This is a genomic window from Photobacterium aquae (genome assembly GCF_001029445.1).
GTDB classification, from domain to species: Bacteria; Pseudomonadota; Gammaproteobacteria; order Enterobacterales; family Vibrionaceae; genus Photobacterium; species Photobacterium aquae.
Genome location: NZ_LDOT01000004.1, coordinates 14,176 through 39,327, shown reverse-complemented (window position 1 = coordinate 39,327; position 25,152 = coordinate 14,176). Strand labels below are relative to the sequence as shown.

Below are 25,152 nucleotides of genomic sequence, written 5' to 3'. Positions count from 1 at the left end.
AGATAGACAAAAGCCCCGTATCGCAAGGTACGGGGCTTTTTGTTTTTCGGCTTAGCCGTTGAACATATTCACCGCGGCAATCAGCGCCAGGATGCCGGCAGCGAAATGGCCCGGGCCGTTGGCGGCGAGCTCGCTGACAGCAGGCATTGCCACGCTGAAAGAAAATAGACTTTCCAGCATGGTGGGGTACCCACAGTTGTGTTTGGTTGGTGTTCGGGCGGGTTGCCGGTGGCAATTCCGCGTGATCTGCAGGCAAGCCTGAGAACCGGGGGGTATTTTACGCAAAAGTCCCGATGAGGGAATGGGGTCAGCTCAAAAAGTGAGCATTTTGTGTGGAATTATTAATAATGAGACAACGAGAAAAAGAAAACAGGCTCCGTGATGGAGCCTGTTTGACGATTAGCGCTTGGCTGCTTTTTCTTTCAATGCCAGCTTGTCCGCATCGGACAGGAAGGCGAGCTCAAGGCCGTTGATCTGTGCCTGGCGGATTTGCGCCTGGGACAGGCCGACTTGCGGTGCGGCGACATTGTATTCGTGTGGTAGCTCGATGCCTTCTACCGCTGGGTCATCGGTGTTGAGGCAGGCGAGGATACCGTGGTCGAGGAATTGCTTGATCGGGTGGGCCGCGAAAGATTCTACGGTGCTGGTCTGGATATTCGAGGTCAAGCATGACTCGATGCCGATTTTGTGCTCGGCCAGGTAGTCCATCAGTTTCGGATCGTGAATGGCTTTGACGCCGTGGCCGATACGCACGGCACCCAGATCGCGGATGGCCTGCCACATGCTCTCTGGGCCCGCCGCCTCACCGGCATGGACGGTGACTCTCAGGCCCGCATCGCGTACCTGTTTGAAGTGGGAGACGAACTGATCGCCCGGCTGTCCCAGCTCGTCGCCGGCGAGGTCGATGGCAACCAGATGGTCTTTTTGGCTCATCAGGGCATCAAGCTCTTGCTGGCATGCGCTGGTGCCGAAGGTGCGGCTCATGATCCCGATCAGGTTGGCTTGGATACCGAAATCACGGCAACCAGCCCGAACACCATCGACAACTGCTTCCACTACGCCGGCCACAGGCAGGTTGTGTTTCATCGCCATGTAGTAGGGTGAGAAACGGAGCTCGGCATAGTCGATTTGGGCATTGAGGGCATCTTCGACGTTTTCGTAGGCGACGCGTCGGCAGGCTTCCAGATCACCAAGGACCGCGACGCCCCAGTCCAGCTTGGAGAGGAAGGCTACCAAGCTAGGCTCTGCTTCTACGATTTGGACATGAGGACGGAGCGACTCCAGATCATGGCCTGGTAGTGCCATGCCGAATTGCTGGCCAAGTTCAAGGATGGTCTGGATGCGGATGTTGCCATCAAGGTGACGGTGGAGATCAGTTAAAGGAAGCTGCTTGGTAATCATAATTATCGGTATCCCATGTAAAACTGGTGCATCAGTATACGCAAGTCATGTGTGACAATCATTATAGATAAGCGGGCTTATTGTCGATGCGGAAAGAAACTCTGTTGATGCTTACCAATTCTGTTGATCCTTGGGGCCGCCCCTTGCAGGGCAAGGGGCGGGGAAAGTCAGTTGGCGCTGATATTGAGCTCTTTTAGCTTGCGGGTCAGGGTATTGCGGCCCCAGCCGAGTAGGCGGGCGGCTTCTTGCTTATGGCCGTGGGTGAAATCGAGGGCCGCCTCGAGAAGCACTTTCTCGAACTCGGGCAGGGCTTCGCTGAGCAGGTTTTGGTTTCCCTGCTTGAGGTTGTCACGAGCCCATTTCTCGAGTGCGTCGTGCCAGTGGCCCTCGCCCTGCTCGTTTCTGTCGGTATCCGACGGGGACAGCAATTCTGCTGGCAGGTCGGCGGGTAGGATTTCCTTGCCGCTGGCCATCACCGTCAGCCAGCGGCAGGTGTTTTCCAGCTGGCGGACATTGCCCGGCCAGTCGAGTTGGCTTAGGACTTCTTCGCTGTCTGGGTGGAGGCTTTTCATCTCAACCCCTAGTTCGTCAGCTGCCCGTTGAAGGAAGTGGCGGGTGAGCTGGGGGATGTCCTGCCGGCGGTCTTTGAGGGCCGGTAGGTGGACCCGGATGACATTGAGGCGGTGGAACAGATCTTCGCGGAAGTCCCCGTTTGCCACAAGCCGTTCGAGGTTCTGGTGGGTGGCGGCGATGATCCGCACATCGACTTGAACCGGGGCGTGGCCGCCAACCCGGTAAAACTGGCCGTCGGCCAACACTCGGAGCAAGCGGGTTTGGATATCGAGCGGCATATCGCCGATCTCGTCGAGGAACAGGGTCCCGCCGTTGGCTTGCTCGAAGCGCCCTTGACGAACATTGTTGGCCCCCGTGAACGCGCCCTTTTCATGGCCGAACAGCTCGGATTCGATCAGATCCTTGGGGATGGCGGCCATGTTGAGGGCGATAAATTCCTTGTGGCTGCGTGGGCTGTGGCGGTGGAGGGCGTGGGCGACCAGCTCCTTGCCTGTCCCCGACTCGCCGTTGATCAGGACCGAAATCGATGATCGCGACAGCCGACCGATGGCGCGGAAGACCTCTTGCATGGCCGGGGCCTCACCGATGATTTCCGGCGCATTGGGGGCCAGCTCTTCAGGCTGTTGCTGCCTCTTCTGCTCTTGGCTGTGGGTCACAGCACGCTCGACCAGACTGACGGCCTCGTCGATATCGAATGGCTTTGGCAGGTACTCGAAAGCACCTTCCTGATAGGCGTTGACGGCGGCATCGAGATCGGAATGGGCGGTCATGATGATGACGGGCAGAGTTGGATAGCCGGTCTGGAGGTTGCGCAGCAGAGCCAGGCCATCGGTGCCCGGCATCCGGATATCTGAGACCAAGACGTCGGGCACGCTACGTTCCAGCGCCTCCAGTACGCTGTCGGCGTTGGCAAAGGTATCGCATTTCAAACCGGCTGCGGTCAGGGTTTTTTCCAGTACCCAGCGGATAGAGCTGTCATCATCAACAACCCAGATAAGTCCTTTGCTCATAGGGAATCCTCTTGCTAGCTGGCCGCTTGGCAGCGGCACTGAACGTATTGTTATTTTATCGGTAGATACAAGGTGAATTGGGTGTGTCCCGGCCAGCTGATCACTTCGATTTTGCCTTGGTGTTGATCGATCAGGTTCTGGGCGATAGACAACCCGAGTCCGGTCCCGCCCTCGCGCCCTGTCACCATGGGGTAGAACAGGGTGTCTTGGATATCACTCGGGATCCCGGGGCCATCGTCGATAATGTCAATTTTCGCCGCCACCCTGAAGCGCCGACCGTGGATCATGGTCTGGTGTGCTGTACGGGTCTTGAGGGTGATGTTGCCGCCGCCGTGTGCTTCAAGGGCCTGTGCCGCGTTGCTGACGATATTGAGGATGGCCTGTTCGAGCTGGTCCGGATCCATCGTGAAGTCAGGCAGGCTGGGATCATAGTCGCGGTGGAGCTTGATGTGCGGGCCGCTATCGAGATTGACTAGCTGGCGGACCTTTTCCATCACCAGGTGAATATTGCTTTCGCAGCGGCTGCCGGGGCGCTGCGGGCCAAGTAGGCGATCGACCAGATTACGCAGCCGATCGGCTTGTTCGATGATCATCTGGGTATATTCGTGGTAGCTCGGGTCGGGCAGGGTTTTTTCCAGCAATTGGGCTGCTCCGCGCAGTCCGCCAAGCGGGTTTTTTATCTCGTGGGCAAGGCCGCGAACCAGTTCCTTGGCAGCTTGCTGTTGGGCATGTTGGCTCAATTCCTGACTGATCCGGCGTTGCTGGTCGATGGGCTTGAGCTCGAGCAGGATCAGCAATTCGCGCTGGTATGACAGGGGACTGGCACTGAGTTCCAGAATATGGTGGCGGCCGTCGATCACCAGTGTGACGTCGCTGTCGGCCAACCCCTGTCCGCTTTGCAGTGTTTGCTGGATCAGCCCGAGGTCTATCGAGCTGTGCTGGAGAAGGTCGGGAAAGTGGGTATCGTTGAGCCGACGCTTGCTAAATGAGAGCAGTTGCTCCGCTGCCGGGTTAACGTAGCGGATCGCCAACCCTTCGTCGAGCAAGACCACGGCCGTAACCAGATTGTCCAAAATCAGCGGTGAGAATGCATCGGTCACAATTACCATCCTTGTCTTGGCAGTTCATCATGGTGCAGTGAACTGGAAGTGCACCAACTTGGTGCAATCAAGTGTAGCCTGTCTGCCTGGTATCGTGAACGAAAAAGTGCCGCGCTTTGCTATTTCGGGCTCGGTGCGGGTCGTACGTGTTGGTTGACGCGGGCACGGTGCAGGTAAACAGTGATTTTCTCTGATGATGCAATAACCTTGCCGTACTTGAGCAAATCGACCTGAAGGGTGTGGCTGCCTCGGTCGATATTGGTGAGTTGCCAGCGTAACTGGGTTTGGGGCCGGCCGAAGATCTGGTCATCGATGCGTAGTTGGACTGAGTGACCCTTATTGAGCTTGAGGGGGCTGCTGGCTACCACGGTAATATTGCCGCTGTTGTCGCGCAGGGTCGCCTCGTGGCTGGGGCTAACAAGGGTGACTTCTGGCTTGACGGCCTCTTGCTCATCGCTGGTTGCGGTGGGCTGCTGCGTGGCAATGGGTTGGTCTCCCTGAGCGGCCGGCTGCGTGGTCGGCGGCGGTGTTTGGATCTTGGGCGCCTTGATGATCAGGGGTTGGGCATCGGGTTGTGGTTGGTCTGTGAAGTGGACGACGCCGTTTTCGTCTTCCCACGAATAGAGGGTCGATTCAGCCAAAACTGGTGCGGATAGTGAGCCGAAGAGGGTGACGAGGGCCAAGGATGTGACGGGTCGTTTCATAATCGTTGGGTAAGTAATGTGCCATGGTTTTATTGTTGTCACGATGGCTAGCGGCCGCAATAAAAAGAAGGCCGGCATGTGAGGCCGGCCTAGAAGTTCGGTGAGAACGCTTTTGCAGTTACTTACACTGAGTAGTACAGCTCGAACTCCAATGGGTGCGTAGTCATGTTGATTCGCTCAACATCCTGAGATTTCAGGGCGATATAAGAATCGATGAAATCGTCAGAGAAAACGCCGCCCGTGGTCAGGAATTCACGGTCATCGTCCAGAGCCTGTAGGGCGCCTTGCAGTGACTCTGCCACTTTTGGAATTTCTGCCGCTTCTTCTGCCGGTAGGTCGTACAGATCTTTATCCATCGCCTCGCCCGGGTGGATCTTGTTCTGGATGCCGTCAAGGCCCGCCATCAGCATGGCTGCAAATGCCAAGTAAGGGTTGGCAGCAGGATCCGGGAAGCGCACTTCGATACGGCGTGCTTTCGGGCTTGGTACTACCGGGATACGGATAGAGGCAGAGCGGTTGCGGGCTGAGTAGGCCAGCATAACCGGTGCTTCAAAGCCCGGTACCAGACGCTTGTACGAGTTGGTTGACGGGTTGGCAAAGGCGTTGATGGCACGTGCGTGCTTGATGATACCGCCGATGTAGTACAGTGCCATTTCTGACAGGCCGCCGTACTTGTCGCCTGCAAACAGGTTTACGCCGTCTTTTGCCAGAGACTGGTGGACGTGCATGCCTGAGCCGTTGTCACCAACCAGTGGTTTTGGCATGAAGGTTGCCGTTTTGCCGAAGGCGTGTGCCACGTTGTGCACCACGTATTTGTAGATTTGGATTTCGTCGGCTTTGCTGGTCAGGGTGTTGAAGCGCGTTGCGATCTCGTTCTGGCCCGCGGTTGCCACTTCGTGGTGGTGGGCTTCGACCACAAGGCCCATCTCTTCCATAATCAGACACATCGCAGAGCGGATGTCTTGTGAGGAATCAACTGGCGCGACAGGGAAGTAACCGCCTTTCACGCCCGGGCGGTGGCCCTTGTTGCCGCCTTCGAAGTCAGAACCGGTATTCCAGGCTGCTTCTACGTCGTCGATTTTGAAGAAAGAGCCTGACATGTCTGTTGCGAACTTCACGTCGTCGAATAGGAAGAACTCTGGCTCTGGGCCTACCAGCACGGTATCGGCAATGCCGGTCGCACGCATGAAATCTTCGGCACGCTTGGCGATAGAGCGAGGATCGCGGTCGTAGCCTTGCATAGTGGCTGGTTCAAGGATGTCACAGCGGATATTGAGCGTGGCATCTTCGGTGAATGGGTCTAGCACCGCGCTTGCCGCATCAGGCATCATCACCATGTCTGATTCGTTGATGCCCTTCCAGCCAGCAACAGAAGAGCCGTCAAACATCTTGCCCTCTTCGAAGAAATCAGCATCGATCTGGTGGGAAGGGATAGAAATGTGCTGCTCTTTACCTTTGGTATCGGTAAAGCGTAGGTCGACAAACTTAACTTCGTTTTCCTGAATCAGCGCAAGTACGTTTTCTACTGACATCTTGAGTAACCTCCGGTGTTAATTGGGCAACTGGCCGCAAATTAGGTGTCGAGCTGCTGTCGCTCGTATTGCTAATGGTCTTTGCGAGAAGTGTGCCAACTTTTTAAAGCCCCAAAACAGCGCATTCTTGCTGCAAAGAGGCACTAAAACTCCATTTTTGTGCACTAACTTGGTGAGGTGTTGCACCAATATGGTGCGTTGATGGGGTTTTCACATGTTTTGTGTGCGTATCTAACATAGCCCAGAGTGGCATATTGTCAATGGATAACCGGTCGCAGGGCGGCCCTGAGCGCGCCAATATGGCCGTTTGGGTCTCAGCTTAGGGCTTGTATTCTCGGGTATAGATAAAAATGCGGTGATATAAATCACATAATAGGTGGGTTTTGGCGTAAAATCTGTTAGATTATGAGCCGTTTTTTTAACCACGTAGCGTCATCCGGTCGCTGCATGTTCTGAGTGAATGTGAATCCATGTCAAATCCACAGATCGATAAACTAAGAAATATCGCAATTATTGCGCACGTTGACCACGGTAAGACCACCCTGGTTGACAAGCTGCTTCAGCAGTCTGGCACGTTAGAGTCTCGCGGTGAAGTTGAAGAACGCGTAATGGATTCCAACGATATCGAAAAAGAGCGTGGTATTACCATTCTTGCTAAGAACACAGCAATTAACTGGAATGATTACCGCATCAACATCGTTGACACCCCAGGACACGCCGACTTCGGTGGCGAAGTTGAACGTATCATGTCAATGGTTGACTCTGTTCTTCTGATCGTTGACGCCGTTGACGGCCCGATGCCTCAGACGCGTTTCGTAACACAGAAAGCGTTCGCACACGGCCTGAAGCCAATCGTAGTAATCAACAAGATCGACCGTCCAGGTGCACGCCCTGAGTGGGTAATGGATCAGGTATTCGACCTATTCGACAACCTAGGTGCAACTGACGAACAGCTAGACTTCCAAGTGGTTTACGCATCAGCACTAAACGGCTGGGCAACTCTGGAAGAAGGCGAAACTGGCGAGAACATGGAACCATTGTTCCAGGCTATCGTTGACAACGTAGCTGCACCAGACGTTGACGTTGACGGTGCCCTGCAGATGCAGATCTCTCAGCTAGACTACAGCTCATACGTAGGCGTTATCGGTGTTGGCCGTGTAACTCGTGGTTCTGTTGTTCCTAACCAGCAGGTTTGTGTTGTTGGTGCTGACGGCAAGAAGCGTAACGGCAAAGTAGGTACTGTTCTTGGCTACCTAGGCCTTGAGCGTCACGACGTTGAGAAAGCAACTGCGGGTGACATCATCGCGATCACTGGTCTTGGCGAGCTTAAGATCTCTGACACTATCTGTGACGTTAACACTCCAGAAGCCCTGCCTGCACTGACTGTTGACGAACCAACAGTAACCATGACATTCCAGGTGAACACTTCTCCGTTCGCGGGTAAAGAAGGTAAGTTCGTTACTTCTCGTAACATCCTTGAGCGTCTGCAGAAAGAACTGGTACACAACGTTGCACTGCGCGTTGAAGAAACTGAAGACCCAGACAAATTCCGCGTATCAGGCCGTGGTGAGCTTCACCTGTCTATCCTGATCGAAAACATGCGTCGTGAAGGCTTCGAGCTAGCGGTATCTCGTCCAGAAGTTATCATCAAGCGTGATGAGAATGGCGATCTGATGGAACCGTTTGAAACGGTAACTATCGACGTGATGGAAGAGCATCAGGGCGGTATCATGGAAAACATCGGCCTGCGTAAGGGTGAGATGACTGACATGGCACCAGATGGCAAGGGCCGTGTTCGCATGGACTTCATGATGCCTTCTCGTGGCCTGATTGGCTTCCAGACTGAGTTCATGACCCTGACTTCAGGTTCTGGCCTTCTGTACCATACGTTTGACCACTACGGTCCTCACAAGGGCGGTAACATCGGTCAGCGTAACAACGGTGTGTTGATCTCTAACGCAACGGGTAAAGCTCTGACTTACGCTCTGTTCAACCTGCAGGAGCGTGGCCGTCTGTTCACCGAGCACGCAGACGAAGTTTACGAAGGTCAGATCATCGGTATTCACAACCGTTCTAACGACCTGACTGTTAACTGTCTGAAAGGCAAGCAGCTGACTAACGTTCGTGCATCTGGTACTGACGAAGCACAGGTTCTTTCTCCAGCAATCAAGTACACGCTAGAGCAAGCACTTGAGTTCATCGATGACGACGAGCTAGTAGAAGTAACACCAGAAAGCATCCGTATCCGTAAGAAGCTTCTTACTGAGAACGATCGTAAGCGTGCAAGCCGTACAGCAAAGTAATTGCTGACTGATTGCCGTTAATTCAATCCCCCCATCGGTCTGACCATGGGGGGATTGTTGTATCTGGCGTTGGGAAAAGTGTGCTGGCATAACATGAAAGATGGGGGAAGGGATGATGCAACCTATGATTATTACTGGCGGGCCGGGGGCGGGGAAGACCACCTTGCTGGCGGCACTGGCCGAACGGGGCTACCGGACGTTTCCCGAGGCGTCGCGAACCCTGATCCGCGAACAGGCGCAACGGCCTGACGGCATTCTGCCTTGGACGGATCTGCCGCGCTTTGCGGCGTTGTGTCTGGAGCTGATGGGGGAGCAGCGTGCCGAGGCGGTGCGCGGCACGGTACCGGCATTTGTCGACCGGGCGATCGGTGATATCTGTGCCTACCTGGTGATTGGCGGCGTGCCGGTCAGCGAGGAGTACCAGAATGCCGCGAAGGGGTACTATCCGGAGGTGTACTGTTGTGCGCCGCATATCGATATTTACGTGCAGGACGACGAGCGGCCGCACAGCTTCGAGGAGGCACAGGCGATCCACCGGCAGCTGGTTAGCACGTATCAGGCGTTGGGCTATTCGGTGGTGGAAGTCCCTTGGGGGGCGGTAGAAGAGCGAGCCCGCTGGGTGCTGGCTCGCTTGGCTGGGAAGTGCTAGCCGCGTTTTAGGTGGCTGATAAAGCGCTCTGACTCGGCGATGGCCGCTTCCATATCGGTGATGGCGCGCTGGATATCGCGCTGCAGGCTGTTGAAATCACCCTGGAGCGAGCCGATGGCTGCCGCATTGAGGTTGTGCTTGAGATACAGGGTATTGTCCCGTAGGGTATTCAGTACTGGCGTCATTTTTTGTTCGGCACGGTGCATGGCAGCTAGCATCCGCTTGTAGGAAGCCTCGGTGCTCTTGAGTTTGCGTTCGCTGTCGCGGCGCAATGAGGCACTGCTGTAGAGCGAGAGCTCGTCCTGCCATTCGTCGAACAGAGCGTTGGCAACATCTTCAATGGCGGCAATGCGGCTGCTGACTTTTTCGGCAGCTTCGCTGCTGGCTTCGTACTGATCGTTGATATTGTTGTAGACTGCTTCTAGCTCGCCGCCATCGAAATGGTTGAGGGCTTTTAGGGCATCGAGCGCGCTGGTGAACTGGGTCTGGGCATCTTGCTGGGCTTCGTTGGCCTCCTCTACCCGGTCAACCATGATATCGCGTTTGTGGATCCCGACTTGTTCCATTGCCGAATAGTAGGCACTTTGGCAACCGGTCAGGGTTGTGATGCTCAATAGCAGAGCGAGAAGGTAGGGCATAGATAACTCCCGTCGTTGGTATACACTCATTTCAAGAACAAACTAATGTCAAAACAAGCAAATAATGACATGACTATGGCTGACAATCCAATAACAGGCAAGCCAACTTGGCGCCAAAAAGCAGAAACCGTATGGGCGTACGCCCGTTACCTCCAGCAGCGGATCGGCCATGACCGGCTGACGGTCACCGCTGGGTCGATGGCCTATGTTACCCTGCTGTCGCTCGTTCCGCTGATCACCGTCGTTCTGTCGGCGCTGTCGACGTTTCCGGTGTTTGCCGGGCTTGGCGAGTTGCTGCAGAAGTTCGTGATCGAAAACTTTGTCCCGGCGGCCGGTGAGGTGGTCGAAACTTATCTCAATGAGTTTGTGGCCAATGCCGGCAAGATGACGGCGGTGGGGATCGGGGCGTTGTTTGTGGTGGCCCTGATGCTGATTTCCTCGATCGATAAATCGCTCAATTATATTTGGCGGGTCAGCGAGAAGCGCCGGCCGATCATTTCCTTTTCCATATATTGGATGGTGCTGACACTGGGCCCGGTACTGGTGGGCTCGAGTATTGCGGTGAGCTCCTATTTGGGATCGCTCAATTTGCTCGACAGCGAGGCCGTCAACGGTTTGTTCCAGCGAACCCTGCGCTACTTGCCGGTAATTATGTCGAGCAGTGCCTTCCTTGGGTTGTACCTGTTGGTACCCAATACCAAAGTGCGGTTCAACCATGCCATGCTCGGCGCCGTGACGGCGAGTATCCTGTTCGAGCTAAGCAAAAAGGGCTTTGCCCTGTATATCGCCAACTTCCCTTCCTACCAGGTGATCTACGGGGCGTTGGCTGTCGTACCGATTTTATTTGTCTGGGTTTACCTGTGCTGGTGCATTGTCTTGTTCGGGGCAGAAATTACCGCCAGTCTTGGCGAGTTCCGGCACTGGCATCCTAAGGTGCTGGCCGATGTGCCGCGCCTCGGCGAGGCGAACCCCGGCCATGACCAACAACAAGATGAAGGTAAGAGTAGTTAATGATTGCGCTAATTCAGCGAGTAAGTGAAGCCAGTGTGACTGTCGACGGGCAGGTGACCGGGGCGATTGGTAAGGGCCTGCTGGTGCTGCTTGGGGTCGAAAAAGGCGATGATGAGGCCAAGGCTCAGCGTCTGCGCGATAAGGTACTGGGTTACCGGGTGTTCGAGGATGATGCGGGTAAGATGAACCTCAATGTTCAACAGGCTGGGGGCAGCGTGCTGGTGGTGTCGCAGTTCACCCTTGCGGCCGATACCAAGAGCGGTATGCGCCCGAGCTTCTCGGCAGGGGCCCATCCAGCCGACGCAGAGCGCCTGTATGACTATTTTGTCGGTTGTTGCCGCGACAAGGATATCAAGACCGAGACAGGCATTTTTGCGGCCGACATGAAAGTGGCGCTGCTGAATGACGGCCCCGTGACCTTCTGGTTACAGGTATAATGGTATAGACCCCGATACGCAATGGAGCAAGACGGAGAAGGATTTCATGTTTCGACTGATCACCCCGAAAACGGACGAAGAGTTGTCCCGCTACTATGATTTTCGCTGGCGGATGCTGCGTGAGCCTTGGCATATGCCGGTGGGATCGGAGCGTGACGCCTACGATGATCTTAGCTGCCATCGGATGATCATGGATGACCGCGATGAAACCATCGCTATCGGGCGGCTTTATATGACGCCCGATAATGATGGCCAGATCCGCTATATGGCGGTGCATCCTGCTCGGCGGCATCAAGGTATGGGAGCTATTGTCTTAATGGCGCTGGAGGCGCTGGCTCGTCAGGAAGGGGCCAAGCGGTTGGTGTGCAATGCCCGCGAGGACGCGATCCCATTTTACCTGCGCAATGGCTTTGCCAGTCAGGGGGAGCTGAGCGAGGAAAGCGGGCCGGTTCGCCATCAGCAGATGCTCAAGCACCTTGCCCCACTCAATGACGTGGTGCGCCATCCGGAATGGTGCCAGGAGTTGCAGGCACTTTGGCAGTCGCAAATCCCGATCAGCGACCGGATGGGGGTGAAGATCAGCCAATATACGGGCTATCGCTTCGAGGTGAGTGCGCTGATCAACGCCAACCTCAATCCGAGTGAGAGCATGTTCGCCGGCAGTATCTTCACCATGGCAACACTTGCCGGTTGGGGGTTTGTCTGGATGCTGCTCAAAGAACGCAAGCTCAAGGCTGAGATCGTGCTGGCAGATAGCCAAATCCGCTACAAGCACCCCGTCACCGAGCGGCCACGAGCCGAGGTGACCGTTGAAGGTCTACTGGGCGATGTCAACCGCCTGGCCAAACAGCGCAAGGGGCGGGTAGTGGTCACCGTTCAGGTCTATAGCGGCGATGAGGTTGCCGCTGTCTTTACCGGTACCTATATGCTGTTCCCTCGGCAGGATGACAGCGCCACCGTATCCTGAGCAGCTTGCCAGCGGCGGCTCAGCTGTTGGCAGTCAAAGGTAGCATTAAGCTCGATGTGTTGGGCGGCCGGAGTGGCCATATCCCATTTCCCATCTGCAATTGCCTTGAGAGGCCCTGCCTCAAGTTGCCAGGGGTGTAAAACCAACTGCCCCCGCTTGCTGCTGATGTGCAGTGGCGATAGGGTGGCTGGGGCCACCGCTGGGTGCTCGGCGGGTTGGCTGTCCACCGGTGTTGCCTCTGCCTGTTTCTTTGCGAAATGTTGCCATAGCTGCTGGGCTGTCTGGGTCAGTTTCATATTGCGGAAACTGGCGTTGACGCTTCCGCCCATGCTGTGGGAGAGCGTAGTGTAGTCCAGTCCAAGCCCCGAGGCATTGGCCGTCATATCGACCTCCCCTTCCATCGGGAAGGGAAGGGCGAACCATTGAGGCAAGATGGCGGTAGGAAGGCTGTCTCCCTCAAGCTCGACCTGCCACGGGCGTGCCTCCCTGCTGAGGTCGATTTCCCCTTTCCCTTCTAGCAGCCCCTTTTCGAACGGCATTATTGCCTGGGTCAGCTGCCATTTCCCGTTGTGGCTTTGCATTTCCAGATAGGGCTCGTTGAGTGAGATCTGGTTGAATACAGCGAATCCGGTACTCAGGGTGAGTGAGCCCTGCCATAGCCATGGGCGGTGGCCTCGGATGAGCTGAAGATCGTGGCCGTTGGCGTTGAGCCCCTTGACCTGCCATGGTGAGGTGTCGTCTGCAGCCGTGAGTTCCCAGTGGCCGATGTCCAGTTCGGCGACGCGCACCTCCTTGAGGGGGGCGATGGCGGTTTGCAGGGTGTTTTGCCAGCCGGCTGGCAGGAAGGCACGCAGGCCGTTGGCCGAGAGCTGGTCGATGATCAGGCTATCGGGAGTGGCTGTCCCGTTGGCCCGGACGAAGCCGTCTAGCAGTGACAGCGATCCGGCTTCGAGGGAGATTTGCCCCGGTGAGAAGCGGAGTTTGGCAAGGGGAGCGGTAAAGGGCAGTTGCTGCCACTGGCCACTCTCGGCCCCGAACGACAGGGTTGCCAGAGGCTGCTCGAACAGCGGTCGTGGCCATTGCCAGCCTGTGACTGAGAGGTTCGCATGGTTGATGGTGATGTTGTCCAGCTCAAGGCTGCTGTCGAGGATATCGAGCCGGTTGATGGTCGTCTCGAGGCCATCGGCACTGTACTGTTCCAGTTGCTGGCTGAGGGGGTCGATATCGGAACGGGATTGTAGCTGGAGGCCGCTGACGACGAGCTCCTCGATTGTGACGAGATCAGCTTGCCTTGCTACTTTGCCGCTGATGTCGGCGTGTTGCCACTGGAGAGACCCGCCGTTGATCTGCCAGTGGTCAGGAGAGGTGAGATTGCCGTCGAGCAGGAAATTGCGAAACACTTGCCGTTGCCAGAGCAGCTCGCTGGCGGCAAGGCGGAATCGGCCAGAGAACATCTGCCAGAGAGGTATATTAGGTTGCCACTGCCAGTTGTCGAGCTCCAGCTCGGCATTGGCGACAGTGAGGTCGTCCGAATGCCATTGGCCATTGCGGATGGCAAGCCGCGCGCTGACGATGGGCGGTGTTGGGCCGGTTTGGTCGATTTGGCAGCGTGGATTGAGCTGGGGGTTATCAAGTAGCAGGGAGTCGAAAGCCCATTGTTTTTGGTGGAGGCTGGCAAGGGGGTTGAACCATAGGGACAACACGTCGGCATGGGCAACTTGGCAGCCTTGGTTGTCGGTGAGGCTGGGCGCAATAAGCTCGACATGCCAAGGATCGCTGAGCTGGTAGTTAACGTGTACAGCCTGCCAGTGGTTGTCGGTGAATGGGCGGGATAGATGAGCCAGCATTGGGGCTGCCCATTGGGTATGGAGCAGGGTGATTACAAGGGTGGCTGCCAGTAGCAATAAAATGACAACGGTAGCAAGGAGCTTGCCGAATAGCCGCATGGGGAGTCCCTTTTTTAATTATCCATATGGGTATTATTAGTACGCAAAAGGCCACAGGGTGCAAGCTGGAAAGGCGATAAAAAACGCCCCTCATCAGGAGGGGCGTAGGTTATGGTTCTCTTTTAATCGGCGCAGGCTTAGTCTAGCTGTGGGCCTGCGGCAACCAGTGATGCACCTTCGTCGGTATCGGTGTACTTGTCGAAGTTCTTGACGAAGCGTTCTGCCAGATCTTTGGCCTTGCTTTCCCACTGGAGCGGATCGGTGTAGGTGTCACGTGGGTCCAGGATCTCTGGGTCAACGCCTGGTAGCGATGTAGGGACTTCCAAGTTGAAAATTGGAATATGTTTGGTGTCAGCCTTCTCGATAGAGCCGTCTAGGATCGCATCGATAATACCGCGGGTATCCTGAATGGAGATACGCTTGCCTGAGCCGTTCCAGCCTGTGTTGACCAGATACGCTTCAGCGCCTACTGCTTCCATGCGCTTGACCAGCACTTCTGCATACTTGGTTGGGTGCAGAGTTAGGAACGCATTGCCGAAACATGCCGAGAACGTTGGGGTTGGTTCGGTGATGCCACGCTCAGTACCAGCCAGCTTGGCAGTGAAGCCTGACAGGAAGTGGTACTTGGTTTGCTCTGGAGTCAGCTTGGATACCGGAGGAAGAACCCCGAAGGCATCGGCAGACAGGAAGATAACCTTGTTGGCATGGCCACCCTTTGACACCGGCTTGACGATGTTCTCGATGTGGTAGATAGGGTAAGAAACACGGGTGTTTTCGGTCTTCGAGCCATCATCGAAGTCGATTGAACCATCGCTGCGTACGGTGACGTTTTCTAGCAGGGCGTCACGGCGGATAGCGTTGTAGATGTCAGGCTCGGCTTCTTTGGACAGCTTGATGGTTTTCGCGTAGCAGCCGCCTTCGAAGTTGAATACGCCGTTGTCATCCCAGCCGTGTTCGTCATCACCGATTAGGGCACGCTTAGGATCGGTAGACAGGGTAGTCTTACCGGTGCCGGATAGGCCGAAGAATACCGCAACGTCGCCTTCCTTGCCCATGTTGGCAGAACAGTGCATGGACGCGATGCCCTGTAGAGGAAGGAAGTAGTTCATCATTGCGAACATACCCTTCTTCATTTCGCCGCCGTACCAAGTACCGCCGATCAATTGCATCTTCTCGGTTAGGTTGAACACGGTGAAGTTCTCCGAGTTCATCTTGTGCTCTTGCCATTTGTCGTTGGTGCACTTGGCGCCGTTCATCACCACGAAATCAGGCTCGAATGTTTCCAGCTCTTCTTCGGTTGGGCGGATGAACATGTTTTTGACGAAGTGTGCCTGCCATGCAACTTCCGTGATCACGCGGATGCATAGGCGAGTATCAGGGTTGGCGCCGCAGTAGCCGTCGACGACAAACAGGCGCTTGTTAGATAGCTGCTGGGTAACGAGTGCTTTCAGATCGTTCCAAGTTGCTTGGTCAATGCTCTTATTGTCGTTTTGGCCTTGGCTAGCCCACCACATGGTGTCTTTTGTGGTGTCATCCATGACGATGAATTTATCTTTCGGCGAGCGGCCGGTGAAAATACCGGTATCAACGGAAACCGCGCCAAGTTCTGTAACAATGCCTTTTTCGTAACCTTCAAGGCCTGGCTTGGTTTCTTCTTCGAACAACATTTCGTAACTAGGGTTACGAATTACTTCCGTAACATTACTGATACCGTATTTTGATAGATCCATATTTTTTGCAACCTTTTTGTCGACGTTCATAACTGTCATAGGTGCTCCTTGGGTAAGATGTTGTTTAACTGTTGACCATGCTAGCAACCCGCAAGGGGTAAATCAGGGAGGTTTATCAAAAAATAACCATTTAAAAGTTAGGTTTAAGTAAAAGTCGTAACTTTATTGTTGGTTGTAATTTTACCTTCTTGTGAATCGTTTGCGCCAGTTCTAAGAATTAATATTTATTTTGAAAAAAGCAGCAGTTAGCACGTTATTTGTTTACATTTTATGCGATAGGGTGCGGGGGAAGGGTGTGCTTGAAGGGAAAAAAAAGCCGGTGTAAAACCGGCTTTTGTAATTTTTTTTCAGTCTTAATTATAAAGAATAATTAATGGATCTGGTTGCTGTTGTCGTTGGTCGCATTCTCGAACAGGGCGGCAACGTCAACGCTGTCAAAATCATAGCTGCTACCACAGTAGTCGCAGTGAAGCGAAATTTTGCCTTCTTCGGCCAGGATGTGCTCGATTTCGGTACGTTCGATCGAGGCGATGGCAGAAGCACTGCGTTCACGCGAACAACCACACTGGAAGACAACTTCTTGTGGGTCGAACAGTTTCACTGTTTCCTGATGGTACAGGCGGTATAGTACGTCTTCGGCTTCCAGGCTGAATAGCTCGTCGTTTTTGACCGTTTCTGTTAGCTGCTCAAGGTGTTCGAAGTCGCCTTCTTCACCTTGGCCATCAGGCATGATCTGTAGCAGCATACCGGCTGCTTTGGCGGCACCCTCGAATTCGCCAGTGCGAAGCCAGATGCGGGTTTTCAGTTGCTCGGAGTTTGCGAAGTAGCCTTCTAGGCAGGTTGCCAGGCTCTCGCCTTCCAGGCCAACAACGCCTTGGTAGCGCTCGCCTTTGGTTGGGGTGATGGTGATCACCATGTGGCCGTTGCCCAACAACTCTTTGATATTGGTGGTTGCAGGAACATCGCCTTCCCAGCGAGCTACGCCGCGTAGTTTCTGATCGTGGTCACCGTTGATAACCGCCAGCTTGACAGGACCATCGCCTTGAAGCTGGACAGTGATAGAACCTTCGAATTTGAGGGTGGCTGTTAGCAGGCTGGTTGCGACCAGCAGTTCGCCCAGCAGGGTTTGGACTGGTGCTGGGTATTCTTTGCTGGAAATAATTTGCTGGTAAGTGTCGCCCAGCTGAACCAGCTCGCCACGTACGGATACACCGTCGAAGATGTAACGGTATAGACTGTCTTTTGCCATTAGTTTGTATTCTCCAGCAGAAGGTTGTTGCACTATGTTGTGCGGGTCAGCCCTGTGGTTACAACAGCATGTCCGGGCTGATCCTGACTATTCATTGCTATTGCTTTTAAATTTAATTATATCGCGTCGTTGTTTTTTGTCGGGACGTTTATCCGGGCTCGGACTGTCAAACGCATTGAGCTTGCGCATCTGTGCGTGTTGCTCGCGCTTGGCAATGCTCTCAGCGGTTTCCCGGTACAGGGTTTGAGCCTCTGGCGCACCTCGGCGCGTTCCGGAAATCTGTTCGATGACAATGGTTTTTTCTTCATTGCCCTGACGGACTCGGAGCTCGGCACCGACTTCGACAATTTTGCTGGGTTTGGAGCGTTGGCCGTTGTATTGCACCTTGCCGCCATCCACCATATTGCGGGCGATGGAGCGGGTTTTGTAAAAGCGTGCTGCCCACAGCCATTTGTCTAGACGGACTTGTGTATTGTCAGAATTTGAGGCTGCTTTGCCCACTTTTCTGCTCCTTACCCCAAAGGGGGCTAAAATTACCATATTGCTAACACGGCGTCAGCAATCGCTAAGTGATATAAAATGGAGATAGCAGGGCAGGATTTCAACACGAAAGTGGGAATTATTTAGTCAAATAACTTAGCTTACTGATAGTTGTTATAATTTTTCCGTGATCTCTTTTGGCAATATGTAATATTTAGGTAATTTTCCGGTGCTGATTAACTTGACTCGCGTTATTCTTTTCGTTCTTTGTCTGGCAATCAGGCTGGTTCACTCCGCAGGATGATGGATTTTTCATGGTAACAGCAAATTGGTTGGGGACGCTGCAATCGAAACAGTGGTTTTCCATTTCATTTCTTACCCGAGGGCTCACCTGGATACTGGTCGTGATGTTGGCCTGGATTTTGGGCCGTTTGGTGTGGTCTTTTGTGACACCGGCGGGTCAACCGCCACGCTGGCAGCCATCACCTGTCTCTATTGTTGCGAGCAATCCCCAAAATAATGGAATCGCTAATGTTTTGGCGATGAACTTATTTGGTCGCTATCAACCTAATGTACCAGTTGTGCAACCTAAACAGCCGGTTAAGCAGGATGCGCCGAAAACGCGCCTTAACCTGACGTTGGCTGGGGTGGTGGCGAGCAACAACCCGCAACTGGCTTTGGCGGTAATCACCCACCGCGGTAAGCAAAATACCTACGGTCTCAACGAGGCCATTGATGGTACCCGCGCGACACTGCAGGCGGTGTTTGCCGACCGAGTGATTATCCGCAACGGGGGCCGTGATGAAACCCTGATGCTTGACGGGGTGGATTTTAGCCAGCGGCAGCAGGCTGCTGTGCCGGCCCAACAGGCCAAACCGGCTGCGAAGGTGAATACCGGTTCGGAGCTGGGGAGGATCAAGCAGGAGATCCTGGATAAGCCTCAGAGTCTATTTAGCTATATCCGTTTGTCTCAGGTCAAGCGGGATGGTGAGTTGGTGGGTTATCGAGTTAACCCGGGCAAGGAACGCGCCCTTTTTGATGCGGTGGGCTTGAAGTCTAACGACTTGGCGGTCAGCCTCAATGGCCATGATCTAACCGATGCCACAGTGATGGCAAAACTGTGGACTGAGTTGGCTGGAGCCGCAGATTTTACATTGACCGTCGAGCGTGAAGGTCAGCTTCACGATATCTACATTGAGCTGCAGTAGCTGCTCAGGCGAACATGCGATAGCGCAGGAGTTTTTTTGTGAAAAAATGGATGGGTAAGCGTGCCCTGTTGTTAGCTGGTAGCTTGCTGTGTGGCTCGGCATGGGCGAGCGAGTTCAGTGCCAGTTTCAAAGGCACTGACATACAGGAATTCATCAACATTGTAGGTCGCAACCTGCAAAAGACGATCATTGTCGATCCGGCCGTTCGCGGTCAGGTCAATGTTCGCAGTTACGATTTGCTCAATGATGAGCAGTACTACCAGTTCTTCCTCAATGTGCTTGAAGTCTATGGCTTTGCCGTGGTTGAGATGGACAACGGGGTACTCAAGGTCGTTCGTGACAAAGATGCCAAGATTTCCGCCATCCCTGTGGTGGGTGATGACAACAACGTCAAGGGCGATGAAGTTGTCACCCGTGTGATTGCGGTTCGTAACGTATCGGTGCGGGAACTGTCCCCGCTGCTGCGCCAGCTGAATGACAATGCCGGTGCGGGTAACGTGGTCCATTACGATCCTGCCAACATCATTATGATTACTGGCCGGGCGGCGACGGTGAACCGCCTTGCCGAAATTATCGAGCGCGTCGACCGTGCCGGTGACAAGGAAATTGACGTGGTCGAGCTGCGCAATGCCTCTGCGGCCGAGATGGTGCGGATTGTCGATGCTCTCAACAAGACCGCCGATGCCAAGTCGACGCCGCAGTTCCTCCAGCCAAAGCTGGTGGCTGACGACCGCACCAACTCGGTCTTGCTTTCTGGTGATCCGCAGGTGAGAAACCGCCTCAAGCGTTTGATCCATCAGTTGGACAAGGAAATGGCCTCATCGGGCAACAACCGTGTTGTTTACCTGAAGTACGCCAATGCCGAGGAAATGGTCGATGTCCTAAAAGGGGTCTCTGACAACCTGCAGGCCGAGAAAAAAGGCAACGCTAAGACGACAGCCGGCAGCAACTCAGAAGTGATGATTTCTGCCCATACCGATACCAACGCCCTGATCCTGACGGCGCCGCCGGATATTATGCGTGCGCTAGAGAACATTATTGCCCAGCTTGATATTCGCCGCGCTCAGGTACTGATCGAAGCGATGATTGTCGAGTTGTCGGAAGGTGACGGCGTGAACTTCGGTGTCCAGTGGGGCACGCTCGATGGCGGCGTGGTGCAGTTCGGTAACTCCGGTGTGCCTATTTCACAATATGCCGTTGGTCTGGAAGAGGCCAAGGAGACAACCCGCAGCGAGACCTATATCGACGCCAACGGTATTGAGCAGGTGCGGACAATTACAGAAGACGGTGATTTCGGCACGCTGGCCAAAGTGCTGGGCGGGGTGAATGGCGCCGCGCTGGGTATCGTGATGGGTGACTGGACCATGCTGGTTAATGCCGTGGCCTCAGACCGTAACTCGAACATCCTGTCATCGCCAAGCATCACCGTGATGGACAACGGCGAAGCCTCGTTCATTGTGGGTGAGGAAGTACCGGTAGTGACCGGTTCGACGTCGAGCTCGAACAATGACAACCCGTTCCAGACGGTTGAGCGTAAGGAAGTGGGTATCAAGCTAAACGTGACCCCGCAGATCAACGAAGGTGACTCGGTCCAGCTCAAGATCGAGCAGGAAGTCTCCAACGTGCTGGGGGCAAACGGCGCTGTCGATGTGCGTTTCTCCAAGCGTCAGTTGACGACGTCGGTACTGGTTCAGGATGGGCAGATGATTGCGCTTGGTGGCCTGATTCAGGATCAGACCAACGAGAGTGAGCAGAAAATCCCATTGTTGGGTGATATTCCGGTGCTGGGCCACTTGTTCAAGTCGACCAATACCACCAAGGGTAAGACCAACCTGATGGTGTTCATCAAGCCGACGATTATTCGCGACGGGGTGACGGCTGACGGTATTACCCAGCGCAAGTACAACTACATCCGTGCTGAGCAGCTTTACAAGGCCGATCAGGGGCTTCGCTTGATGCCGAATACCAAGGTGCCGGTGCTGCCGAAGTACGGCGAAGATATTTCCCTACCTGCTGAGGTCCGCGCCTTTGTTGCCCAGTTGGAGGAAGCACAGTGATGGATGAAGCCATTCAGCCTGCGCAGTGGCAGCCGCTGGCGCGACTGCCTTTCTCGTTTGCCCGGCGCCACAAGGTGGTGCTGGAGGCGGGCGAGCAGGGGATCACCTTGTATTACGGTGGCGCACTGTCGGCTGCGGTGATGGCGGAGATCCGCCGGGTTGTTGGCCGTAGTTTTGTCCCTCATGCACTCGATGCCCAGGCTTTCGAGCTGAAGTTGACCGAAGCATACCAGCGGGATTCGTCGGAAGCGCGTCAGCTGATGGAAGACTTGGGATCGGACAGCGATGATTTCTTCTCGCTGGCCGAGGAGCTGCCGGAGACCGAGGACTTGCTTGAGTCCGAGGATGACGCCCCGATCATCAAGCTGATTAACGCCATGCTGGCCGAGGCGATCAAAGAGGCGGCCTCGGACATCCATATCGAAACCTTCGAGAAAGAGCTGTCGATCCGTTTCCGGGTCGATGGCGTTTTGCGTGAAGTCCTGAAACCGAGCCGCAAGCTGGCGCCGCTGTTGGTGTCGCGGATCAAGGTAATGGCCCGTTTGGACATTGCCGAGAAGCGGGTACCGCAAGATGGCCGTATCTCATTGCGTATCGGCGGCCGCGCCGTTGACGTGCGTGTGTCGACCATGCCTTCGTCGCATGGCGAGCGTGTGGTATTGCGTTTGCTTGATAAGAATGCGACCCGCCTTGACTTGCACAGCTTGGGGATGACGGCTGAGAACCATGCCAGCTTCCGCAAGATCATCGAACGTCCGCACGGCATTATCTTGGTGACTGGCCCGACTGGTTCGGGTAAGTCGACGACCCTGTATGCCGGGTTGCAGGAGCTCAACGGCAAGGAGCGCAATATCCTGACCGTTGAAGACCCGATTGAATTTGATATCGACGGCATCGGCCAGACTCAGGTTAACCCTAAGGTGGATATGACCTTTGCCCGGGGCTTGCGTGCGATTTTGCGTCAGGACCCGGATGTGGTGATGGTCGGTGAGATCCGAGACCACGAGACGGCCTCGATCGCGGTGCAGGCCTCGCTGACCGGTCACATGGTGATGTCGACCCTGCACACCAATACCGCCGTTGGTGCGATCACCCGTCTGCGTGACATGGGGATTGAGCCGTTCCTGGTGTCCTCGTCTTTGCTTGGGGTGCTGGCCCAGCGTCTGGTCCGTACCCTTTGCCCTGCATGTCGGGTGCCTTATGAGGCCGACAGGGAGCAGAAGAAGCTGTTTGGTCTGGAAGCCGATGAGGCATTGACCCTTTACCATCCGAGCGGTTGTGAGCACTGTAATGGCAAGGGCTACCGAGGACGTACCGGTATTCACGAGCTGCTTCTGGTCGACAACGAGGTGCAGGAGCTGATCCATGCCGAGGCTGGCGAGATGGCGATCGAGAAGTCAATCCGCGCACATACTCCGGGGATTCGTGATGATGGCCTGGCCAAGGCAAAGGCCGGTATCACCACGCTAGAGGAAGTGATGCGGGTGACCAGGGAGGGCTAATCGATGGCTGCGTTTGAATACAAGGCGCTCGATGCCAAGGGGCGCCAGAAGAAAGGGGTATTGGAGGGTGATACCGCCCGTCAGGTTCGTCAGCAGCTGCGCGAGCAGGGGCTGGTGCCGCTTGAGGTGACCCAGAGCCATGAACGGGAAAAGAAAAAGGCCAGCGGCGGTTTTCATCTACGCCGGGGTATCAGCACCAATGAGCTGTCGCTGATCACCCGTCAGCTGGCGACGCTGGTGCAGGCATCCATGCCGCTGGAGGAGTGCCTCAAGGCGGTTGCCGAGCAAAGCGAGAAGCCGCGTCTGAAGAACATGCTGCTGGCGGTGCGCTCACGGGTTGTCGAGGGCTATACCCTGTCTGACTCGATGGCCGAGTTCCCGCATATCTTTGATCAGCTGTTTCGGGCGATGGTGGCAGCAGGTGAGAAGTCGGGGCATTTGGACACAGTGCTCAACCGTCTTGCCGATTACACCGAGAACCGCCAGCAAATGCGCAGTAAACTGCAGCAGGCGATGATTTATCCGACCATGCTGACCTTGGTCGCGGTATCGGTTGTGGCTTTCTTGCTGGCTACCGTTGTTCCTAAAATCGTCGACCAGTTTGTCCAAATGGGGCAGGAGCTGCCGGGGATCACCGAGGTACTGTTGGCGGCGAGCCGGTTTGTGCAGGACTGGGGGCTCGTGACCGTGTTGCTGCTGGCGGGGGCTTTTACCTTGTTCAAAGCGGCCCTGCGCAAGCCTGAAAATCAGATGCGCTGGGATCGCTGGGTGCTGAGTTTGCCGGTGATCGGCAAGGTCGCACGGGGGCTGAGTACCTCGCGTTTTGCCCGGACCTTGGCCATTTGTACCTCAAGCGCGATTCCGCTGCTCGAAGGGATGAAGGTCGCCTCGGACGTGATGACCAACACTTGGGTCAACAAGCAGATCCGCGAGGCGTCCGACAAAGTGCGCGAGGGCTCAAGCCTTCGCCTGTCGCTAGAGCAGACCAAGCTGTTCCCGCCGATGATGCTGCATATGATTGCCAGCGGCGAGCGCAGTGGCGAGCTAGAGCAGATGCTAACCCGTGCCGCCGATAACCAGGACCGGGATTTCGAGTCTTTGGTGAATATGGCGCTGGGGGTGTTTGAACCATTACTTATTGTCGCGATGGCTGGCATCGTGATGTTTATCGTTATTGCTACCCTTATGCCGATTATTGCACTTAACAATATGGTCGGTATGTAATTCTTTTGGAGGTTTTTTCATGCAACGCAAACAACGCGGCTTTACTTTGTTGGAAGTCATGGTCGTTATCGTCATCCTTGGCGTATTGGCCAGTATGGTTGTCCCTAACCTGTTGGGCAACAAAGAGAAGGCTGACCAGCAGAAAGTAGTGACGGATATCAGCGCCCTTGAGCAGTCACTGGATATGTTCAAGTTGGACAACAGTGTCTACCCGTCTACCGATCAGGGATTGGAGGCGCTGGTAACCAAGCCGTCGTCTAGCCCGGAGCCGCGCAACTACCGTGACGGTGGCTATATCAAGCGTCTGCCAAAGGATCCTTGGGGCAATGAGTACCAGTACGTGATGCCGGGCGAGAACGGTGCTGTTGACGTATTCAGCCTGGGTGCTGACGGTCAGGAAGGCGGCGAAGGCGTCAATACCGATATCGGTAACTGGAACATGTTGGACTACAAGTAACCGGTTATGAGCAAGAAGCGTGCTGCGGGGTTTACCCTTATCGAAATTATGCTGGTACTGGTGCTGTTGGCAACCAGTTCCGTGGCGGTAATGATGACCTTGCCCGAGAGCAAGGAGGACAAGGCGAAAGACGAGGCAGCGCGTTTTTATCATTTGATTCAGCTGTTGGGCGAGGATGCCTTGCTCAACGGCTATGACTACGGGATCCGTGTTGAACCCAACAGTTATCAGTTTCTTGAGTTAACAGGTAAGGAATGGAAGCCGGTGAGCGGCTCGCGTTACTTTACCGAGGTGAAGATGGACGAGGGGATCCGCCTCGACGTCGAGATCGGGAGCTATTCGTGGCAGGACAAGGACCGGCTTTTCAAGCCGGGCTCGCTGTTCAACGAAGACCTGTTTGCTGAACAAACTGACAAAGACAAAATCAAGCCGCCTCAGGTTTTCGTGATGGCCAGCGGTGAGTTTACCCCGTTCACCCTCACCTTCGAGGCTGATGGCGAGGAGCACTACTGGCGGGTTCAGGCTGATGAGGTCGGGCTGCTGCACCTTCTGCCTCCGGGCGAGACCATCGAGAGCCTCAGCGAGAGGGAGAGCCAGTGAAACAACACAATCGGGGGCAAGATCGGGGGATGACCCTGTTGGAAGTCCTGGTGGCATTGGCCATATTCGCCACGGCGGCACTGGGGGTGATGAAGGCGGTGAGCCAGCATCTTAATACCCTCGGCTACCTTGAGGAAAAGACCTTTGCCGCAATGGTGGCCGACAACGAGTTGGCAAAGCTGCGTTTGAGCGGCGAGATCCCCAGTTCGCTCAAGCGGGGTAAGTCAGAGCTTGCCGGGCGTGAGTGGTACTGGGCGGTAAAGAGCAGCAAGACGCTTGATGGCTACCTGCGTGCGCTTGATATCACAGTCTATACCGATGAGGCGCGAAAGCATTCCGCAGCGACCTTGAGAACCTATGTTAAGAATTAATTC

Annotated in this window: 23 protein-coding genes; 12 read left to right on the top strand and 11 right to left on the bottom strand. The window is 55.1% G+C overall.

Annotated features, from left to right (window positions below; genetic code table 11):
- Positions 1-51: 51 nt before the first annotated feature.
- The 6 genes from ABT56_RS24570 to glnA all read right to left on the bottom strand — a co-directional run bounded on the left by ABT56_RS24570 (position 52) and on the right by glnA (position 6,320).
- Entirely contained in the window at positions 52-180 is a 129-nt protein-coding gene (locus ABT56_RS24570) for a hypothetical protein (protein ID WP_276203177.1), read from the bottom strand.
- A 219-nt stretch (positions 181-399) separates the two neighbouring features.
- The gene (gene add, locus ABT56_RS04195) at positions 400-1,401 is read right to left on the bottom strand and encodes an adenosine deaminase (RefSeq protein WP_047877618.1); all 1,002 of its coding nucleotides are present in this window, start codon (positions 1,399-1,401) and stop codon (positions 400-402) included.
- A gap of 167 nt (positions 1,402-1,568) precedes the next feature.
- On the bottom strand, positions 1,569-2,984 hold the full coding sequence (gene glnG, locus ABT56_RS04190) for a nitrogen regulation protein NR(I) (RefSeq protein ID WP_047877617.1): 1,416 nt from the start codon (positions 2,982-2,984) through the stop codon (positions 1,569-1,571).
- Positions 2,985-3,034: 50 nt separating this feature from the next.
- Positions 3,035-4,084 carry a nitrogen regulation protein NR(II) gene (gene glnL / locus ABT56_RS04185; RefSeq protein WP_420835117.1) on the bottom strand — a complete coding sequence of 350 codons (1,050 nt, stop codon included), beginning with the start codon at positions 4,082-4,084 and terminating at the stop codon, positions 3,035-3,037.
- Positions 4,085-4,203: 119 nt separating this feature from the next.
- Positions 4,204-4,788: a DUF4124 domain-containing protein gene (locus tag ABT56_RS04180; RefSeq protein ID WP_047877615.1), complete on the bottom strand. Its 585-nt coding sequence runs from the start codon at positions 4,786-4,788 to the stop codon at positions 4,204-4,206.
- A gap of 122 nt (positions 4,789-4,910) precedes the next feature.
- A complete protein-coding gene (gene glnA, locus ABT56_RS04175) occupies positions 4,911-6,320 on the bottom strand; it encodes a glutamate--ammonia ligase (RefSeq protein ID WP_047877614.1) in 1,410 nt (469 codons plus the stop codon).
- 470 nt (positions 6,321-6,790) lie between these two features.
- Here glnA and typA point away from each other — a divergent pair, with 470 nt between their 5' ends.
- Complete coding sequence (gene typA, locus ABT56_RS04170; RefSeq protein WP_047877613.1) at positions 6,791-8,623, top strand: translational GTPase TypA; 1,833 nt, start codon at positions 6,791-6,793, stop codon at positions 8,621-8,623.
- 115 nt (positions 8,624-8,738) lie between these two features.
- On the top strand, positions 8,739-9,272 hold the full coding sequence (locus tag ABT56_RS04165) for an AAA family ATPase (RefSeq protein ID WP_047877669.1): 534 nt from the start codon (positions 8,739-8,741) through the stop codon (positions 9,270-9,272).
- On the opposite strand, the gene ABT56_RS04160 is transcribed toward ABT56_RS04165, so the two are convergent.
- The gene (locus ABT56_RS04160) at positions 9,269-9,910 is read right to left on the bottom strand and encodes a DUF2959 domain-containing protein (protein ID WP_047877612.1); all 642 of its coding nucleotides are present in this window, start codon (positions 9,908-9,910) and stop codon (positions 9,269-9,271) included. The genes ABT56_RS04165 and ABT56_RS04160 overlap by 4 nt on opposite strands.
- 75 nt (positions 9,911-9,985) lie before the next feature.
- On the opposite strand from ABT56_RS04160, the gene ABT56_RS04155 reads away from it, so the two are divergent.
- From ABT56_RS04155 to ABT56_RS04145, 3 genes are read left to right on the top strand one after another with little or no spacing between them, the layout of a single operon-like run.
- Positions 9,986-10,921: a virulence factor BrkB family protein gene (locus ABT56_RS04155; RefSeq protein ID WP_047877668.1), complete on the top strand. Its 936-nt coding sequence runs from the start codon at positions 9,986-9,988 to the stop codon at positions 10,919-10,921.
- Positions 10,921-11,358 (top strand): D-aminoacyl-tRNA deacylase, encoded by a 438-nt coding sequence (dtd, locus tag ABT56_RS04150; RefSeq protein WP_047877611.1) that lies wholly within the window; start codon positions 10,921-10,923, stop codon positions 11,356-11,358. The genes ABT56_RS04155 and dtd overlap by 1 nt, the downstream gene beginning before the upstream one ends.
- A gap of 46 nt (positions 11,359-11,404) precedes the next feature.
- Complete coding sequence (locus ABT56_RS04145; protein ID WP_047877610.1) at positions 11,405-12,325, top strand: bifunctional GNAT family N-acetyltransferase/hotdog fold thioesterase; 921 nt, start codon at positions 11,405-11,407, stop codon at positions 12,323-12,325.
- On the opposite strand, the gene ABT56_RS04140 is transcribed toward ABT56_RS04145, so the two are convergent.
- From ABT56_RS04140 to hslR, 4 genes are all read right to left on the bottom strand, one after another.
- Positions 12,280-14,271 carry an AsmA family protein gene (locus ABT56_RS04140; protein ID WP_047877609.1) on the bottom strand — a complete coding sequence of 664 codons (1,992 nt, stop codon included), beginning with the start codon at positions 14,269-14,271 and terminating at the stop codon, positions 12,280-12,282. The genes ABT56_RS04145 and ABT56_RS04140 overlap by 46 nt on opposite strands.
- Before the next feature lie 137 nt (positions 14,272-14,408).
- Positions 14,409-16,040, bottom strand: coding sequence for a phosphoenolpyruvate carboxykinase (ATP) (gene pckA / locus ABT56_RS04135; RefSeq protein WP_047877608.1), 1,632 nt, complete (start codon positions 16,038-16,040; stop codon positions 14,409-14,411).
- Positions 16,041-16,371: 331 nt separating this feature from the next.
- Positions 16,372-17,250: an Hsp33 family molecular chaperone HslO gene (gene hslO / locus ABT56_RS04130; RefSeq protein ID WP_047877607.1), complete on the bottom strand. Its 879-nt coding sequence runs from the start codon at positions 17,248-17,250 to the stop codon at positions 16,372-16,374.
- A gap of 87 nt (positions 17,251-17,337) precedes the next feature.
- Positions 17,338-17,751, bottom strand: coding sequence for a ribosome-associated heat shock protein Hsp15 (hslR, locus tag ABT56_RS04125; RefSeq protein WP_240478248.1), 414 nt, complete (start codon positions 17,749-17,751; stop codon positions 17,338-17,340).
- Between the two features lie 293 nt (positions 17,752-18,044).
- Between hslR and gspC the strand changes: the two genes are divergently transcribed.
- The 7 genes from gspC to gspI are packed head-to-tail and all read left to right on the top strand — an operon-like array spanning position 18,045 to position 25,149.
- Positions 18,045-18,938, top strand: a complete 894-nt coding sequence (gspC, locus tag ABT56_RS04120; RefSeq protein WP_047877605.1) for a type II secretion system protein GspC — start codon at positions 18,045-18,047, stop codon at positions 18,936-18,938.
- A gap of 38 nt (positions 18,939-18,976) precedes the next feature.
- Entirely contained in the window at positions 18,977-20,995 is a 2,019-nt protein-coding gene (gene gspD, locus ABT56_RS04115) for a type II secretion system secretin GspD (RefSeq protein ID WP_047877604.1), read from the top strand.
- A complete protein-coding gene (gspE, locus tag ABT56_RS04110; RefSeq protein WP_047877603.1) occupies positions 20,995-22,497 on the top strand; it encodes a type II secretion system ATPase GspE in 1,503 nt (500 codons plus the stop codon). Before gspD ends, gspE begins: the two co-directional genes overlap by 1 nt.
- 3 nt (positions 22,498-22,500) lie before the next feature.
- A complete protein-coding gene (gspF, locus tag ABT56_RS04105; protein ID WP_047877602.1) occupies positions 22,501-23,721 on the top strand; it encodes a type II secretion system inner membrane protein GspF in 1,221 nt (406 codons plus the stop codon).
- A 19-nt stretch (positions 23,722-23,740) separates the two neighbouring features.
- Positions 23,741-24,178: a type II secretion system major pseudopilin GspG gene (gene gspG, locus ABT56_RS04100; protein WP_047877601.1), complete on the top strand. Its 438-nt coding sequence runs from the start codon at positions 23,741-23,743 to the stop codon at positions 24,176-24,178.
- Positions 24,179-24,184: 6 nt separating this feature from the next.
- Positions 24,185-24,778, top strand: a complete 594-nt coding sequence (gspH, locus tag ABT56_RS04095; RefSeq protein WP_047877600.1) for a type II secretion system minor pseudopilin GspH — start codon at positions 24,185-24,187, stop codon at positions 24,776-24,778.
- A 29-nt stretch (positions 24,779-24,807) separates the two neighbouring features.
- A complete protein-coding gene (gene gspI / locus ABT56_RS04090; RefSeq protein ID WP_047877599.1) occupies positions 24,808-25,149 on the top strand; it encodes a type II secretion system minor pseudopilin GspI in 342 nt (113 codons plus the stop codon).
- Positions 25,150-25,152: the final 3 nt, after the last annotated feature.